Origin of the sequence: Myroides albus (assembly GCF_009711045.1) — a bacterium.
GTDB lineage: Bacteria > Bacteroidota > Bacteroidia > Flavobacteriales > Flavobacteriaceae > Flavobacterium > Flavobacterium album_A.
Genome location: NZ_WMJX01000008.1, coordinates 20,536 through 38,219 on the forward strand (window position 1 = coordinate 20,536; position 17,684 = coordinate 38,219).

The 17,684-nt window shown below is 33.7% G+C and carries 11 protein-coding genes; 7 read left to right on the plus strand and 4 right to left on the minus strand.

The features are described 5' to 3' along the window. Positions 1 to 49: 49 nt before the first annotated feature. Positions 50 to 2,455, plus strand: coding sequence for an alpha-ketoacid dehydrogenase subunit alpha/beta (locus GJV76_RS05530; RefSeq protein ID WP_155091645.1), 2,406 nt, complete (start codon positions 50 to 52; stop codon positions 2,453 to 2,455). A 236-nt stretch (positions 2,456 to 2,691) separates the two neighbouring features. Then, a complete protein-coding gene (locus tag GJV76_RS05535) occupies positions 2,692 to 3,951 on the plus strand; it encodes an aminotransferase class I/II-fold pyridoxal phosphate-dependent enzyme (protein WP_155091646.1) in 1,260 nt (419 codons plus the stop codon). Positions 3,952 to 4,111: 160 nt separating this feature from the next. Here the strand turns inward: GJV76_RS05535 and punC are convergent, their stop codons facing one another. From punC to GJV76_RS05555, 4 genes are all read right to left on the minus strand, one after another. Beyond that, positions 4,112 to 5,287 carry a purine nucleoside transporter PunC gene (gene punC / locus GJV76_RS05540; protein WP_155091647.1) on the minus strand — a complete coding sequence of 392 codons (1,176 nt, stop codon included), beginning with the start codon at positions 5,285 to 5,287 and terminating at the stop codon, positions 4,112 to 4,114. A gap of 161 nt (positions 5,288 to 5,448) precedes the next feature. Continuing rightward, positions 5,449 to 5,673, minus strand: coding sequence for a Sec-independent protein translocase subunit TatA/TatB (locus tag GJV76_RS05545; protein ID WP_155091648.1), 225 nt, complete (start codon positions 5,671 to 5,673; stop codon positions 5,449 to 5,451). Positions 5,674 to 5,920: 247 nt separating this feature from the next. Beyond that, positions 5,921 to 6,991, minus strand: coding sequence for an alanine racemase (locus GJV76_RS05550; RefSeq protein WP_155091649.1), 1,071 nt, complete (start codon positions 6,989 to 6,991; stop codon positions 5,921 to 5,923). A 2-nt stretch (positions 6,992 to 6,993) separates the two neighbouring features. Beyond that, the gene (locus GJV76_RS05555; RefSeq protein ID WP_155091650.1) at positions 6,994 to 7,437 is read right to left on the minus strand and encodes a GNAT family N-acetyltransferase; all 444 of its coding nucleotides are present in this window, start codon (positions 7,435 to 7,437) and stop codon (positions 6,994 to 6,996) included. A gap of 380 nt (positions 7,438 to 7,817) precedes the next feature. Here GJV76_RS05555 and GJV76_RS05560 point away from each other — a divergent pair, with 380 nt between their 5' ends. The 5 genes from GJV76_RS05560 (at position 7,818) to GJV76_RS05580 (ending at position 17,673) form a co-directional block, all read left to right on the plus strand. Next, positions 7,818 to 8,288, plus strand: coding sequence for an META domain-containing protein (locus tag GJV76_RS05560; RefSeq protein ID WP_155091651.1), 471 nt, complete (start codon positions 7,818 to 7,820; stop codon positions 8,286 to 8,288). Between the two features lie 819 nt (positions 8,289 to 9,107). Beyond that, positions 9,108 to 10,292, plus strand: coding sequence for a DUF4876 domain-containing protein (locus GJV76_RS05565; RefSeq protein ID WP_155091652.1), 1,185 nt, complete (start codon positions 9,108 to 9,110; stop codon positions 10,290 to 10,292). Between the two features lie 118 nt (positions 10,293 to 10,410). Continuing rightward, positions 10,411 to 13,134 (plus strand): TonB-dependent receptor, encoded by a 2,724-nt coding sequence (locus tag GJV76_RS05570; RefSeq protein WP_196216216.1) that lies wholly within the window; start codon positions 10,411 to 10,413, stop codon positions 13,132 to 13,134. Between the two features lie 9 nt (positions 13,135 to 13,143). After that, positions 13,144 to 14,814 carry a DUF6850 family outer membrane beta-barrel protein gene (locus GJV76_RS05575; protein ID WP_155091654.1) on the plus strand — a complete coding sequence of 557 codons (1,671 nt, stop codon included), beginning with the start codon at positions 13,144 to 13,146 and terminating at the stop codon, positions 14,812 to 14,814. A gap of 24 nt (positions 14,815 to 14,838) precedes the next feature. Then, positions 14,839 to 17,673, plus strand: a complete 2,835-nt coding sequence (locus GJV76_RS05580; RefSeq protein ID WP_155091655.1) for a S8 family serine peptidase — start codon at positions 14,839 to 14,841, stop codon at positions 17,671 to 17,673. The last annotated feature ends 11 nt before the right edge of the window (positions 17,674 to 17,684 follow it).

Here is a 17,684-nt window from a genome sequence, read left to right on the forward strand (position 1 = left end):
TTCTTGATAAAATTTTATATTCGTAACCAGTAAATTAGTGTTTTTTACAATGAGTCAAAACGGAAAAAATAAAGCTCTTTCTTTTGAAGATTTCAAGAAAGAGGTAATTCAAGATTATACAATTGCCAAAATCAGTAGAGAATGTAGTTTGCTTGGTAGACGTGAAGTGCTAACAGGTAAAGCGAAGTTCGGAATCTTTGGTGATGGAAAAGAAGTGCCACAATTAGCGCTAGCTAAAGCATTTCAAAATGGAGACTTTAGATCTGGATACTACCGCGATCAGACTTTTATGATGGCAATAGGTCAGTTGACGATAGAACAGTTTTTCGCAGGATTGTTTGGTCATGCAGATATAGAGCACGATCCTATGTCAGGAGGTCGTCAAATGGGGGGGCACTTTGCAACTCACAGTATTGATGAGAATGGCAACTGGAATAAATTGACACAACAAAAGAATTCAAGTGCTGACATATCTCCTACAGCCGGGCAGATGCCTCGTTTATTAGGATTAGCACAGGCTTCAAAATACTATAGAGAATTTCCACAAGCAGATGAGTCAAATACTTTTTCAGTAAATGGAAATGAAGTGGCGTGGGGTACTATTGGAAATGCATCAAGTTCGGAAGGGTTGTTCTTTGAAACAATTAACGCCGCTGGGGTATTACAAGTACCAATGGTGATGAGTGTGTGGGATGATCAATATGGTATTTCAGTTCACGCAAAGTATCAAACTACAAAAGAGAACATATCAGAAATCTTAAAAGGATTTCAAAGAGATGAGAAAGCAAACGGGTATGAGATTATTCGCGTATTGGGGTGGGATTATCCTGCACTGATTGAAGCTTATGCCAAGGCGTCTAAGATTGCGCGTGAGGAACACGTTCCTGTGCTTATTCACGTTCAAGAATTGACTCAGCCACAAGGGCACTCTACTTCTGGTTCGCATGAGCGTTACAAAAGTAAAGAACGCCTTGCTTGGGAAGCAGAAAAAGACTGTGTGTTGCAAATGAGAAATTGGATGATTGAATCTAATATTGCAACAACAGAAGAATTAGATCTATTGGATAAAGACTTGAAGAAACAAGTATTGGATGGTAAGAAAGCAGCGTGGAAAGCTTATTTGGATCCAATTGTAGCTGAGCGAAATGAGTTAGTGGCTGTTTTGAATACAGTTGCCGAATCAAGTTCAAATAAAGTTTTCTTGCAAAAGTATGCCAATGATCTGGCAGGTATAAAAGAGCCGATTCGCAAAGATATTATCACAGTTGCTCGAAAAGCAATGCGCATGGTGATTTCAGAGCCAATCAAAGCAACTTTGATTGCGTTTATTGAAAATTATTATGCAAAGATACAGCCCAAGTACAGCTCACATTTGATGAGTGAATCTGGATTGAAGGCAGATGCTATTGCTGAGGTAAAACCAACTTATGATGAGACAGCTGAGGAGGTAGATGCTCGTATTATTGTTAGAGATAATTTTGATCAGTTGTTAACCCGTTATAAAAACGTCATGGTTTTTGGTGAGGATTCTGGTAATATTGGTGATGTTAACCAAGGGTTAGAAGGACTTCAGGAAAAACATGGCATCAACAGAGTTTCGGATACGGGGATTCGCGAGGCAACTATCTTAGGTCAAGGAATCGGTATGGCTATGAGAGGACTTAGGCCAATTGCTGAAATTCAATACCTGGATTATTTGCTATATGCTATTCAAATCATGAGTGATGATTTAGCAACGTTGCAATACCGAACAGTGGGCCGTCAAAAAGCGCCATTGATTGTTAGAACACGTGGACATCGCTTAGAGGGTATTTGGCATTCTGGCTCACCTATGGGGATGATTATAAACGCAATTCGCGGGATGCACGTGTTGGTACCGAGAAACATGACTAAAGCAGCTGGATTCTACAATACTTTAATGCAGTCAGATGAGCCAGCTTTGCTTATTGAGTGTCTTAACGGATACCGCCTGAAAGAGAAAATGCCGACAAACTTAGCTGATATACGCACTCCTATTGGAGTAGTGGAGACAATAGCTAAGGGTAAAGATATTACTATTGTATCCTATGGTTCTACTTTGCGTATTGTAGAACAAGCAGCAAAAGAGTTGTTAGAAGTAGGGATAGAAGTTGAGATTATCGATGCGCAGTCATTGTTGCCATTCGATATCCAGCACGATATCGTTAAGAGTCTTGCTAAGACAAATAGATTGTTGGTAGTAGATGAAGATGTACCAGGTGGAGCATCAGCTTATATATTGCAAAAAGTATTAGAAGAACAAGGAGGATATCGCCACTTAGATAGTGAGCCACAAACTTTGACTTCTCATGCACATCGTCCAGCTTATGGTACTGATGGGGACTACTTTAGTAAACCTCAAGTGGAAGATGTATTTGAAAAAGTTTATCAAATCATGCATGAAGCAAATCCAGGTTTATATCCAAGTTTGTATTAAAATAGTATATTAAAACCTTTCTTACGCGAAAGGTTTTATTTTTTTATTTAGATTTGTTGCATTAAAGAGATAGAAAGTATGCTTTAAGTCGCAAAACACGATTGTGTTAATATACTTAAAAAGAATTTATTAACAGCGATTTGCCTATTGAATTGAATTAATTTGTCGGCAATTTATTATGAAAGCATACAAAATATCATTAATTTTGCATTTGTTTTTTAAAACATAGTTATATTATGGTAAACGATTTATTTGACAGAATACAGAAAAATAAGGGACCTTTAGGAAAATGGGCATCACAAGCAGAAGGATATTATGTTTTTCCTAAATTAGAAGGACCTTTGTCAAATCGTATGATGTTTCATGGAAAAGAGGTTATTAACTGGAGTATAAATGACTATTTAGGGTTATCAAATCATCCAGAAGTAAGAAAAGTTGACGCTGAAGCAGCAGCAGAATATGGAGCAGCTTACCCTATGGGGGCACGTATGATGTCAGGACATACTTCAGTACACGAGCAATTACAAAATGAGTTAGCTTCATTTGTGAAGAAAGAGGCAGCTTATTTATTGAATTTTGGTTACCAAGGAATGGTGTCTATCATTGACGCATTAGTAACTAAAAATGACGTAATTGTTTATGATGTTGATTCTCATGCTTGTATTATCGATGGTGTACGTCTTCACATGGGAAAACGTTTTACTTACCAACATAATGATATTGATAGCTTAGTTAAAAACTTAGAGCGCGCTACTAAAATGGCTGAAACAACAGGTGGAGGTATTTTAGTGATCACTGAAGGTGTTTTCGGTATGCGTGGTCAACAAGGTAAATTGAAAGAAATCGTTGCTTTGAAAGAGCAATTTAATTTCCGTTTATTAGTAGATGATGCTCACGGATTTGGTACTTTAGGAGAAACTGGAGCTGGAGCTGGAGAAGAGCAAGGATGTCAAGATGGAATTGATGTTTACTTCTCTACATTTGCAAAGTCAATGGCTTCAATAGGTGCTTTCGTTGCAGCTGATCAAGATGTAATTGATTATTTAAAATATAACTTGCGTTCTCAAATGTTTGCAAAATCACTTCCAATGATTTTCACTAAAGGAGCATTGAAACGTTTAGAGCTTTTAAGAACTAACCCTTCATTAAAAGCTAAATTGTGGGAGAATGTAAACCTGCTTCAAAATGGACTGAAAGAAAGAGGATTTAACATTGGTGATACTAACACTTGTGTAACTCCTGTTTACTTAGAAGGAAGTATTCCTGAGGCAATGGTAATGGTAAATGACTTAAGAGAAAATTACAGTATTTTCTTGTCAATTGTAGTTTACCCAGTGATTCCAAAAGGTATCATTTTATTGAGAATGATTCCTACTGCTACTCATACACAAGAAGATATTGATGAGACATTAGCAGCTTATGAAGCAATCCGTGAGAAATTAGAAAACGGAACTTATAAGAAAATTGCTGAAGCTACAACAGTAGATGTATCTTAACTGGAGTATAGATAAAATGGGTAAAAAGGATGGCTTTTAAAGCTGTCCTTTTTTTTTGAGTATATTGGTGTGATATTAGAATTTTGCTCTGTAGCTTAATAATTAAAAAACAAAAAAGGCTTCCTAGAGGAAGCCTTTTTAATTGATATAATGTAGGATGTTATTTGCTTTTTAAAGATAGCTTATACCCAATAAATACGAATACAATGGTACTGGCCATTACAATTGTGGTTGCTAATAATGCTTTGTGAGAGAATAGTGATACAGCTGCGCTGGTAAGAAAACATACCCCCAGTTGAAGCGTGTTTTGTAAAGCTGCAGCCTTACCTGAATTAGCAGCAAATGGTTTTAAAGCTTCGGCAACTACTATGGGATAGCACGCTCCATTAACTAAAGCCATTAAGCAAAATGGGATCAATAATATAACTAAGGTTGGTGTGGTGAATACTGCTAATAACAGTAGAGCAACAACACAAAGTGTAAAGGTGATCATTAATCCTGGTATTAGTTTTCTTCCGTCCATTTTGCTGGATAATACTCTGTAACCATAACCTCCAATTAAAAAGGCAATAGTCTGAGGAACGAAACTAAAGCCAATTTGACTTTCATTATATCCTAATTCTTTTAAAAAGAAAGGAGATCCAGTTAGCCATGCAAAGAAAGCACCTGAACAGAAAGCATAAATCATGACATTACCCAAGTATTTCTGTGATTTTAATATACTAAGGTAACTCACGGGCTCTTGTTCTGTAGCGTCGTCTGTATTGGCTTGTTTTTTGGGTGATTTTAGCCTTAAGGTGTATAGCATTAACAGCGCTGCTATAATGGCCAAAGAAATGAATATTGATCTCCAACCAAAGTGTTGTAATAAGTAGACCCCAAGTAGTGGAGCAAGGGCAGGAGATAGAGCTACTAAAGGCATAATGCTTGCGAATACTTTGTTGGTCTGATCGCTTGGATAGCGTTCAATCACTAAAGCTTGCCAGCATACAGCTGCAGCGCATACTCCAATGGCTTGTACTAATCTTAAGGCCAATAATACATTTACATTAGAAGTAAAGTATATAAACAAAGAGGATATCGCAAAAATACTTAGACCTGTTAGTATGGCTTTGGGTTTTCCATATTTATCTGCTATTGGCCCCCAAAGCAATTGTGCGATAGAATATCCTCCCAAAAAAAGCGTTAAACTCGCACCAATAGTACTCTTAGATGTATTCAAATCTTGCTTCATTGTGTCAAATGCAGGTAAATACATATCTGTGGCTAAAAAGCCGATGATACTAAGCCCTGCTAAATAGACAAGAAACAGAAAGTTGTTTTTCTGTGTAGACATATTTGTTTTTTTTATTGCCTTACAAAAATAAGCCTTTATCTGCTGCGAAACAGTAGTTGTGATAGTAAAAGTTTATAGTGTATTATAAGTGTTTTATTCAGAGGGATTTATTAAGATATCTTATTTTATAAAACAAAAGGTTGCCTTATTAGGCAGCCTTTTTAGTCTTGTTTTGCTTTCTGCTCTTGATTTGAATCACTGTGTTGATTCTGTGCAGTAGTAGCATTTGATTCGCGAGTAGCTTGTTTAAACTCTTTAATTCCTGTTCCAAGTCCTTTCATTAATTCGGGGATTTTCTTTCCGCCAAACAAAAGCAAAGCGATTGCAACAACAACTATAAGCTCAGAAGGCGCTACTCCTCCTAAAGGGATAATTGTTTGAATCATTGTAAAAAATTTTTTTGATTGAGGTTAACAAAAGTAAAAGACATTGGGCTTTGCTTGATTTTTTTTAACCTAAGTTTTAGATAGTTGTTCCTTTTGGTACCTAATTAATACTCTTGTAAGTAGTGCAAATTCTTTATGGGGGAATTGTGCTTATTTACAGATTGCTTGTTAAGGTCTTTACTGATTTTAGTGCATAAAAAAAGCTCACACCAATAATTTATTCGTGTGAGCTGTAAAAGAAGGTATATTAAATTATTTCTTTTTCTACGTAGTCAGAATTCATGATTCTTAGAATTCCCATGTAATCCATGTGAAAGGGAATGGTATCTCCAACTTTTAATTTCTTTGGATTTTGTCCCAAATCAATGACAATCATATCTGAACTTGCCCCGACAATCTCGATATCAGGCCATAGAGGAGTGATGTGTTCAATGTCGATGTCAAGTAGTCCTAAATCGATAATAGCTCTGTAATTGGTGCTATCTTCCCATTCGGGATTAAAACTAACTTTCTCGCCAGTCATATTTAGACCTACTTCTCCTTCAGGCATCATTGGTTTTTCATGTAGTTCAATGATTTCCGTGTGAAGCTTAAAGACGTTCTGCTTTAAGTTCTCATAGCAAGACCCGTCATAAGCATTGGTTCCCATAAATAGACTCTCTCCGATTCTAAAATGGTTAATAGCCTTTGGGATACTGCTATTCATAATCAGAGGAATTGTCACAGAGGCTCCTCCAGAGATATAGGGAATTGTCTTGTTAAATCGCAGCTCAAGCACTTCCTTGTAGAGGGTGAGTTGAATGAGTTTGTCATTATTGGGTAATATTCCATACATACAAGTAAGATTTGCACCTAATCCAATGATTTGGATATTTGGCAAGTTGAATACTTGCTGGTAAAAATCGATGAGATCTTCCCTTAAAACACCTTCCCTTAACTCACCGAGTTCAACCATAATTACCACTTTGTGGTGTTTGTTCTGTTTAACTGCTTCTTGAGAGAGAAGTTTAATAGTTTCAAGTTCTGTGTTAAAGCTTATGTCGGCAAACTCAACAATTTCATCAATGCTGCCATTTGGAGCGGGCTTGATGTAAATGGTTTCTACCTGATCATTGATAGCTTTGATTGCCTTTAAATTTGATACTCTTGAGTCGCAAATTTGCTTTATATCTAAAGAGAGAACCTCTCTTAAAAAGATTTCGTTTCCACAAAGTAATTTTCCAACAACAGCCCATTGGATATTATTATTATCAAAAAGTTGGTCAAGTTGTTTAAAATTGTGCTTTAACTTGTTTTTGTCTAAAGTTATAAAAGCCATGATTACTTTGTTAAGCGCATTTCAATGTATTTTTTTTCAAATCCTTGTCTTTCATACAAGTTTTGTGCTGGATTATCAGCATCAACATGCAATGCAATAGATCCTTTGGCCTCTTGTTTTATGCGTTGGATCAATTGGGAGCCTATTCCTTGGCCTCTTTCCTTGGAGTCAGTTGCAATATAAACTAATATATGTTCGGGTATAAAACCTTCCATTAGCGTATTTAAAACAACAGTAATACCGACAATTTTGTCTTGTTGATTGGTAGCTACCAATAAGAATCCTCCAGGTTTGTTATCTTTTTCAAGAGCGTAGTCTATAGCCTTTAAAATGTCTTGCTTTTTGTCGCCATATTGCTCTAAATGCAGATTTAGAAAATCAGCATACAGGTTAATTTCGTCATTGTTAATCTTGTTTTGTTTGTCAATTTTTTTAATGCTTAGCATATAAATTATTTTTTGCTTACTCCATACACCTTAAGCTGCAAAATATGTTTGATTATTCAATGTATTTTGTAGTTGTAAGCCGGTTATTAAAACAGTGTATTTCTACAAATTTAATAAAAAATGCCTTTTGATTCAAATTTTTAGCTTTTTAAGTGGATTTGTTGCATAAAATGACGTTAAAAATTAAGTTTTGATACACTATGATTAACCTCTGTATTTTTACAAGTAATTGTTCGATTTTTTACAGTATTAATTTGGATAAAAAAAGGGGGTAACCTTTTAATAATCAGAAACAAAGTGACTGTTTGTTTTGTTTTTTATATCTTTAACCAAGAGTGATATTACACTTGATTTGAAAACAAAATAAATCTTGGCTTGATATGGGAGGAAAATTTAGTTTATTTTTTGCAGTATTTTTGTGTACATTAGGGTTAATGGCTTGTAAAGGTCAATTGCCAATGCAGAGTGATAACAAGATAAAAGAGAATATGTCGAATAAATTAACTACCTCGTCTTGGACACTGGAGTCCGTTGTTGATGGGGAAGGGGGACAATTAATATCCTCTAAAACTTTTGGAGATGAAATACCAGTAATAACTTTTAATTTAGAAGATTTAAAAGTGCAGGGTTTCGATGGATGTAATACGTTTTCTGGTAGCTTCTCTATCCAGAGAGATAGTCAAATAGAGATAGATAAGCGATTAAAGTCTACGCGTATGTTTTGTGAAGCAGTGCCCTCTGGTGCTTTTCTAAAGGCATTATTTCACGCGACACAATACGAGTTAAATGCGAATAAATTAGTTCTTAAAAGCGATACTCAGCAGTTGATGGTCCTGGTGAAACAACTGTAGATATGGTGTTTAGTTATTGTTATCAATGTAATATATTATTACTTCTATAAGACTTACAAGTGGATTAATTTGCATTATGTGAATTTATTCAATGCACTGATAACATTAAATGTTATTTTTTAGAAAATTTGATCAATCTTTAATTTAATCTTGAAATAGCATATCATTTCATATTAATAAGCTGTTTAACTATAGACAACATGTGGTTTGAACTGTTTATAGTGTTTTTTAAGCATAAATTGTTATATGAGGTGATTTTATTATTGTACGACTTTTTAAACCTAAAAACAGGGGATACTATATGAAATTAGTCATTTTCAGAGCTGATAATTGTCTTATTATCGTTATATAAAAAAGCTATTATTAGCTTTTTTTTGTTTTATTAACAATGATTTGAGCTGACACTCCTTCTACTTTTAGCCTAAAAATACTTTTTTCAGCTCTTAAAAATGAAGTAAAAAGCTATTTTTTAATCTATTTTATCATTTTACTTCAAGTTCTTTTTTAGGTTTATTTTTGATGTAAAATATTTTATATGTCTATAATTATAGATTTTTTATTGTTATAGTTTGTGAAATAATTGAAGTTAATTTAATTGTGTTTTTATTGTATATATAATATTTTATTTAAACTTATTATAAATAAATAGCTTGTCTTAAGGTAAACTGAGTATATTTGCCTATAATTTAAAGTTGGTCTAAATAAATCTAATTAAGCAGTAATTCCATACCAAGTATGGAAAGAACAGTGCGGTAACTATTGGCCATTTTAGATATATAACAATCTTATTAAAACAATTAATTTAAAAACACAGTTAAAATGAAAAAAATTATTAGCTTTTTATTGTTGTCTATTATCTTATTTACCTCTTGTAACTCTGATGATAATAGTTCAACTTCTTTAAGCGAGTTGACAATTCAAATTACTAGTAAACAAAACCTAGAAGATTACAGTAACTTTCAAGTAACACTTACTGAATTGCAATCTGGACAAACCTCCACTGGTAAAGCCAATAAAGAAGGGAGAGCTATTTTTAAAGTACCTAATGGAACTTTTAAGGTAGTAACAGAGGATCTTGTAGATAATGCTGTAACTATGAGTGGAGAGGTGTTAAACTTCATTGTTAGTGAGCAAAAAACAACCATAGAATTACCAGTTGAATTAGTAGTGAGCCCTAATAATACAAGTTTTGTAATAGATGAACTTTACTTTAATGGGGCTAAGAATCAGTATGCTTATACTTATTATGAACAGTATTTTACAATTAGAAATATTACAGATAAAGCTATATATGCCGATGGACTTTCTTTTGGTGTCGCAGGAGATTTTAATAGCTTAAATGTAGGAGATGAAATGGCTAAATTTTTACCTGATGATATTATCATTAGTCAGTTTTACACAATACCTGGAGATGGTAAAACCTTTAGAGTAGAGCCTAACGCTAGCCTAGTAATAGCTTTTTCAGCAATTAACCATAATGAATCTGGAAATCAACCAAATAGCTTAGATCTTTCGGGTGCTGATTTGGAGATTTATGTAGAAGGGGGTATGACAGTAGATAATCCGGAGGTTCCTAATGTGATAGTTAATCATTCAATTTTTGAAGCTTTCCACTGGCAGTATTCAGGAGCTACACCAATGATCTTATTCCGTTTGCCAGAAGATGCTGATACATTTTTAGCTAAAAATAAAATTAAATTGGCTAACCCTTTATCTATGGGAAGTATGATTCAAGACTATGTAAAGTTGCCTAGTGATTATGTAGTAGATGCTGTTGAGACAGGATTAAAACAAGAGTTTTACCACAAAGTTTTACCTAATTCAATTGATCGCGGTTCTATTCTTGTTGCTGGATCTACTTATGAAGGATTTTTAGAACAGTTTGTTCAAAGAAAAACTGTGATTGATAAAGATGGAAAGCAAACTATCCAGGATACCAATAACAGTACAGAAGACTTTATATTAAATGTTGGTGGGCAAAAGAGTTATCCTAAGAAAAAATAATAGAATTCTAAAAGAAAATTATAAACAATTGTAAATATAGAGATGCCCTCGTGTATCTCTATATTATTTTGTGTGTTTTATGAGGACAATATTATTTTTAAAATTCATGATAATTTCTATGCTAATAGCAGTAGGAAGTAGCATTGATTCTTATGGACAAGATAGAGTAAAACTAGACTGTTACAGAACAATACACGGTAGTCTAGTAGATGCTCAATCAGGAAGTCCTATTCCCTTTGCAAGCATTTTTTATATAGACTTTGACAAAGCTTATTTGACAGACATACAGGGGAAGTTTTCCTTTAAAATACACTGTAATGAAGCTATAGAGTTAGAGTTTAGTAGTCTAGGTTATGCTAGTAAAAAAATAACCTTAGAAAAGCAGCAGTCCAATGTTGTTGTTGCTTTAGATTTACAGAGTATTGGTTTAAATGAATTTGTTATTTCGGCTAAGTATAATGATGAATTAGGTAGCGATGCAAGAATTGATCAACAAGCCTTAGAGCATATCAACCCTATTTCTATTCAGGACATATTTGTTCTGTTACCCGGTGGTAAAGTAGGAGCTAATAATATACATTCTAGAAGCTTAATTTCATCTAGGCAAGCTGGTAGTGATCAGAGTACTTCTTTTGGAATGGGAGTTATGGTAGATGGGATTCCTATCAATAATGATGGTTATCGTTTGCAAATGGAAGGATATACTGGATCACAGGGTAATCTACAGGTTAATTCAGGAGTGGATCTTAGAACAATTTCCACAGATCACATCGAGAGTATTACTGTTACTAAGGGAATTAGTTCTGTAAAGGAAGGAAACCTTAGTAGCGGAGCAATTAAAATAGTATCTAAAAAGGGAAAAACACCACTTCGCTCTCGTATAAAATTTGACCCTTTAAACAAGTTAGTTTATTTAGGTAAAGGGATTTTACTTTCAGAGAAACTCGGTACTTTGCACGCAGGGATTGATTATATAGAGTCTAGTAATGACCTTAGAAATGTGAAGTCAGCTTATAAGAGAATCACTTCTCAATTAAACTATGATAATCAGTTTGATTTTCTTGACAGACAACTAGACTTTAATGTTAGAGGGAGTTATGTGACTTCACTTAACGATAGAAAGAATGACGAGGTTATTCGATTAAAACAAGAGCTGTATAAAACAACTTACTCGCGTTATACACTAGCCTCTAAATTTGTTTGGCATACCAATGCAAAACTCATTGATCATCTAGAACTTGCTACTTCGTTAGACTACACCCAAGATTTATTACAACACAAGAAAAAAGTAGAAAATGTCTCTGTTCAAATTAGTCAGTCTTCTACTGTTGAGGGTGAGAGCGAAGGAATTTATTTGCCTCAGCAATATTACTCATTCTACCAGATAGAAAATAAGCCTTTAAATTTCTATAGTAATCTAAGTGCTACAAAGACAATGCAATTAGATGATAAAATTAGACTCACAGGTTTAATTGGTAGTAGTATAAGTTATACTAAAAATTTTGGACATGGAGTAAAGGTTGATCCAGATAAACCTCCTTTTCCATCAAATAGTTTTATTCGCCCCCGTGCAAATTCTGATATACCTGCTTTGGTAAATAATGCTTCTTATTTCGAGGCAAAGCTAAAATACAAAGATGATATTAATGAGGTAAATCTCGCAGCAGGAGTAAGAACAACTAAAATGTTAAATCTACCTAAGTCTTATTACCTAAATAATAAGTTACTTATAGAGCCTCGTTTGCAATTAGGCTACACCCACTCAAAAGAGACAAATAATTTTGGAGTATTAAGTAATAGTTTGCGTATAGGATATGGAGAAGAAAATAAATTACCATCTGTAGATTATCTATATCCGGATAAAATTTATAAGGATTTTGTGGCTTTTAATGGATATTTTACAGATCCAAATAAGCGTTTTGTTTTAGTTAATACCAAGATTCTAGATCCACTAAATACGCAAATAAGAGAAAATAAAAATAAAAAGATAGAGTTAGGTTGGGATTTTAAATATAATAAACTCTCTATTTCTCTAACTGCTTTTAAAGAGACTATGAAAGGGGGGATAGAGTATTATAACGAGTTCTTACCACAATCTTATACAGCTTATAACTTAAAGAACACAACTATTAGTACTAGACCAACAAGGGAAGATTTAGAACCTTATTTAAAACGGGATTTTATCACAAATAGTACTCCTAGAAATAGTGCTAAAGTGGTAAAAAAGGGGATAGAATATCGAATTGCTTTAGCTAAGATTGATGATATTTATTCCGAGATAGAGCTCAATGGTGCGTATTATCATACTTTATACAGCAGTGGTATTCCTGTGATGTATAGGCCTTCAATTACCCATAACAATAAACCTTATTCTTATGTAGGATATTATAAGGGAATAGACGAGCAATATTTTGAAAGTTTTAATACCAATATTTGGATTAATACCCACCTACCTTTTTGGAAGTTGATAATTTCAAACTTTGTTCAAGTCTCATGGATAGAGACCTTTAAGTTAGGTAATAATACTCAAGTATATCCTTTTGAGATTCTAGATCTACAAGGTAATGTAACGCCTATAACGGCTCAAGAGATTTTAGAGCAATCTTCTTATAGCCCTTTGATAAGGGATTTTTCATCAGCTATTTATAATAAAGAGAGTAGACCTGTATCTATGCTTTGGAATCTAAAGGTGACTAAAGAGTTTAACAAACATATTAAACTGTCTTTTTTTGCAAATAATTTACTGCAAATAACACCTTCTTATGAGACTAGATTTATGAGGACACAAAGACAAACCTTGTCTGCATTTTTCGGAACTGAATTAACTATTAATCTTTTTTAATCCCCAGATATGATATTAAAAAAGTATTTGATAATCTTATTGGCGATTTTGCCGTATTGTGTAATAGCTCAGCACAGTAACGCTGTACAACTTGGTAAGTATAATAACGCTTTTGAAACAGATCATGCACAAAAAACTGTGCTAGAGACATCTTATCAAAATTGGTTTTTTTTGAGAAATAATCCAGCGTTTCGCCACTACTTTACAAAACACAAAAACAATACCTATGACTTTAAAGATATAGAGGATAAAAACATTGTCAGTGTGAATTCCTTGGGAGTAAAAACTAAAGGAGATTACCTTTTCTATCAAGGAGACCAAGCTCAGAAAAATGCTGTATTTGCAAGTGGAACGATGGATTTTGAAAAGGAAGGAACCCTATATGGTTCTGGTGGGTATAGTCTAGAGGATAAGAAAAATACATTGTTAAACTATGTTGTGAATCCAGAGTATTATTATCCTTATTTAGTTTCGGATACTTTAAGTAAATCAGATCAAAAGTATGAGGTTTACAATGTACAAGGAGGCTATAGTTTTGAGCATAAAGAGATGTATTATGGTATAGGTTTGAGCTATCAAGGAATAGCTATGTCTAAGCTGACAGATCCCCGATTATCGGTTTATGATTCGTGGTTTAAAGTTGACCTAGGTGTGGCTAGATCATTTAACAATCACTTGATTAGTTTTAAGATAAATTACTTGATAAACAGGCAGAATATTTCAGCTAGTAGTACACTATTTAGAGCACCTTCTGTTTTGCAATTTAATGGATTAGGTATGTGGAAAAACACAGAAGTAAAAGCTACTCAAGGCTACGAGAGAATGCTTGATATCAAGGGATATGGGTTTGACATTGCTTATAAGAAACTCAGAGAAAACTCTAAAGCCTTAGGTTATACTTTGGCATTAGCTTATCAAAATAAAATAATGAATACAGAGGATAATAGCCAATTGGGATTTGAGAGTAATTCTAAACTGAATTTGTTTGAGCTAAGTAGCCATGTTTTTACTCCTTTAGTTTGGGTTGAAAAGGATTTTTCGGGTTTTAATATGAGTTTTTTATTCTCTGGTGTTAACCAAGTGAAAAAGGGGAAAGAGTATATATATAAAAGTGAAAAAATATCTAATACACAAAATCTTTATAATTATGTAAAAGTTGCCTCAAATGCTTTTTATCACCAGTATAGTTTTGAGAACACTTTTTCTTTAAAGATGACTGTACCTTTTAGATCAACGCAGTCATATCACTTTTTAGCAGGAGTTACTCATAGTCTCTACAAGGAAGAATACCTTTATTCTAATCGAGTAATTAAAAATGATATTATCAGGCCATTTATGGAATTAGGGTATATGGGTATCTACAAGAAAAACACGATAGAATTTAGTTTTCTATATAAGTATAATAAAGCTTTAAAGAATTTATATTCAACTGGTAATTTGCTAAATAACATTAGTATAAATCAATCTTATATTCCTTATCTAATCCGTTCAGAATCTGGGTATGAATTACAGACTCAGGTGTTTTATGGCTATAATATATCGATGGGACAAAGCATAGGGATATCAGCCCGTTTAGCTTATCTACACCGAAATAACTATGATGATACATTAGGAAATTACTCTAAAATGGCTCCTCGAAGTCAGACAATGCTTGACTTTAAGCTATTTTATATATTCTAAACAAAACACACTAATTAATAAAACATGAAAATACATTTCTTATCTATACTTGTCTTAGTGCTACTACTGAGTAGTTGTAGTTACGATGATCAAGCAAAAAATATAAGTAATGACTCATCTTTAGATTATCAACCCAAAGGGATTGAGGGAATGATGAGCATTAAGTTACAACCAGAGATATTACTAGGTATAGACAATACAAAAAATGAAATACAACTACCCACAGGAGTTAAAGCTTTAGACGAATATTTAGAATCTATCGGAGCCTATAAGCTAAAGAGAGTTTTCCCTTTTGCTGGTAAACATGAGCAAATGCAGGTAAAAGAAAATCTCCATACTTGGTATACAGTTTGGTTAGATCAACAAAAGGTAACACCGAGTATAAGGTCTAACAAAGCAAATATAAGTAGCGATGTTGTTGCCTATTCAGAACCAGTATATGAGCCTAGATTAGAATCACATACAATAAAGCCTATTAATTCATTAAATGTTATTGAGGCTTCTAATTCTTTTTTTAATGACCCTTTGTTTTCTAAACAATGGAATTTATTAAACACAGGAACAGTGGGAAACTATCAAAATGGAGATCAGCATATTATTAGTTCAATTGCAGGAGCAGATATTAATGTTATTCCAGCTTGGGAACAAGAAACTGGTAGTTCAGATATTATTGTATCCATAGTGGATGGAGGAGTGGATATTTATCACGAGGATTTGATTGATAATTTATGGATTAATGAAGGGGAAATAGCAGGAAATGGAATAGATGATGATAATAATGGGTATATAGATGATATTTATGGTTTTAATTTTGTGGATGAAGTTGGGATTATAGAGCCTCATGACCATGGTACACATGTTGCAGGTGTGATAGCGGCAAGTAATAACAATGCAAAGGGAATCAGTAGTATTGCTGGCGGAAATGGCAAGCCTAAAAGTGGTGTGAGGATTATGAGTTCACAGATTTTTAAAAACAATCCCAATTATGATGCAAATGATCCGGATTCTAGACCTAATATTTCAGTAAAGTCTTCAAATCATAGTGCGGCAGCTATTGTCTATGGAGCGAACAATGGAGCAGTTATTAGCCAGAATTCTTGGGGATATGATGTAGGGGTAAAAACACCAAGAGTGGTTAAAGAAGCCATTGAGTATTTTAATAAGTATGCCGGAAACTCAGGGAAAACAAAGAAGGTGATCAATGGTGGGATTGTAATTTTTGCAGCTTCGAATGATAATACAGAGTTTAAAACTTATCCTGCTGCAGAGCCTGATGTAATCGCTGTAGCAGCTTATGCTCCAGATTTTTCAGCTACTTGGTATACCAACTATGGCAGTTGGGTTGATATAGCGGCTCCTGGGGGCTCTAGTAGAGTTGGGAAAAAGTATCCTCACATAGCCGGAGAAATGACTTCAGGTATTTTAAGTACGATTAGCTCTAGTAAAGGACAAAGTAGATATGGATATATGCAAGGGACATCAATGGCTGCTCCTCATGTAAGTGGTATTGCTAGTTTAATTATCTCTAAATATGGGAATGAAGCTTATACTAGGGAGGACTTAAAACAAAGGTTGTTAACTAGTGTAAAGGGTATTAATGCTAATAATTATAATACTTCTATGTATTATGATAAAATGGGAAAAGGATTTATAGATGCTAGTGTAGCCTTATCTGAGTTTGATCATAGTGTAAAACCAGCAGAGCCTTTCTTTGTCGATGAGCATATTAAACAAGGATATTCTTCAATTACATTAGCATGGAGTTCTATCCTGGCCAAAGAAGAGAAAAATACCAATATAGAAAGTTATGTGATTTATAAGTCAAAGCGTGAGATAACAAATTCCAATTACGATGATAATCAAGTAGAAAAACTAGAAGTTCCTGCTAGTTATAGTAATGCTGAAGATGTTTTAAAAAGGACAATTACTGATCTAAAAAGTGGAACCACATATTATTTCGCAATTAAATCGTTTGCTCGTAATGGAAAGTCTTCAAATCTTATTATCTACCCAGGAGGTATTGCTACTTTGACAAATAAAGCACCTTTAATTTCTACTAATATAGACTTAAGTAAGCCTATAGAGATAGCTGGTAATGACCAACTAGAGGTTGTATTTACAGTAAAAGACCCAGAGGATCATACTTGGGATTATGTCTTGAGTAACAGTGCTCAAAATTATCATCATCGTACAGGTAATCAGGTTTATCTTAAAATATTTGCATCCAAATATTATAAAGGAGAACATAGTGTTACTCTATGGGTAAAGGATCAGTACGCAGCACAGAGCAGTATGACAATTCCCTTTAAGGTAATATTAAAGAGTCCGCCTAGATTAAAAGATCAAGACAAGTTAATTGGTGTTTCTTATAATCAACAAGAAAGCTTTGATCTACAAAAGATCATATTTGATGAGCATCCAGAGAAGTTATCATTTAAAATTAAATCAGTGGCTAATGATCATATTACAGCTTCTTTAAATAAAGGAGAATTAACCGTGATAGGTAAAAAACTTGGAAGTAGTGCTGTAACAGTTATTGCCATGGATAATCACGCTCAAGAGGTAGAGTTTACATTACCAGTATTTGTTTATAAAAACAAGGGAATTTATAGTTTGTACCCTACCATAGCAACTTCTAAAGTCTATGTAAAACTTGGCCAAGTAGTACATGGAGATGTAAGCTTAAAAATTAGAGATGTTACAGGAAGAATGGTGAAAAAAAGTAGTTTTAATACCAGTGTATTAGATCCGGTTAAGCGTACATACTTAGTTGATATTAACTCACTAAGTCCTGGCAAATATGAGCTAAGTATTATACATAACTCAAATACGTATAAAGAATATTTTGTAAAAGAATAAAATAAAAAGTC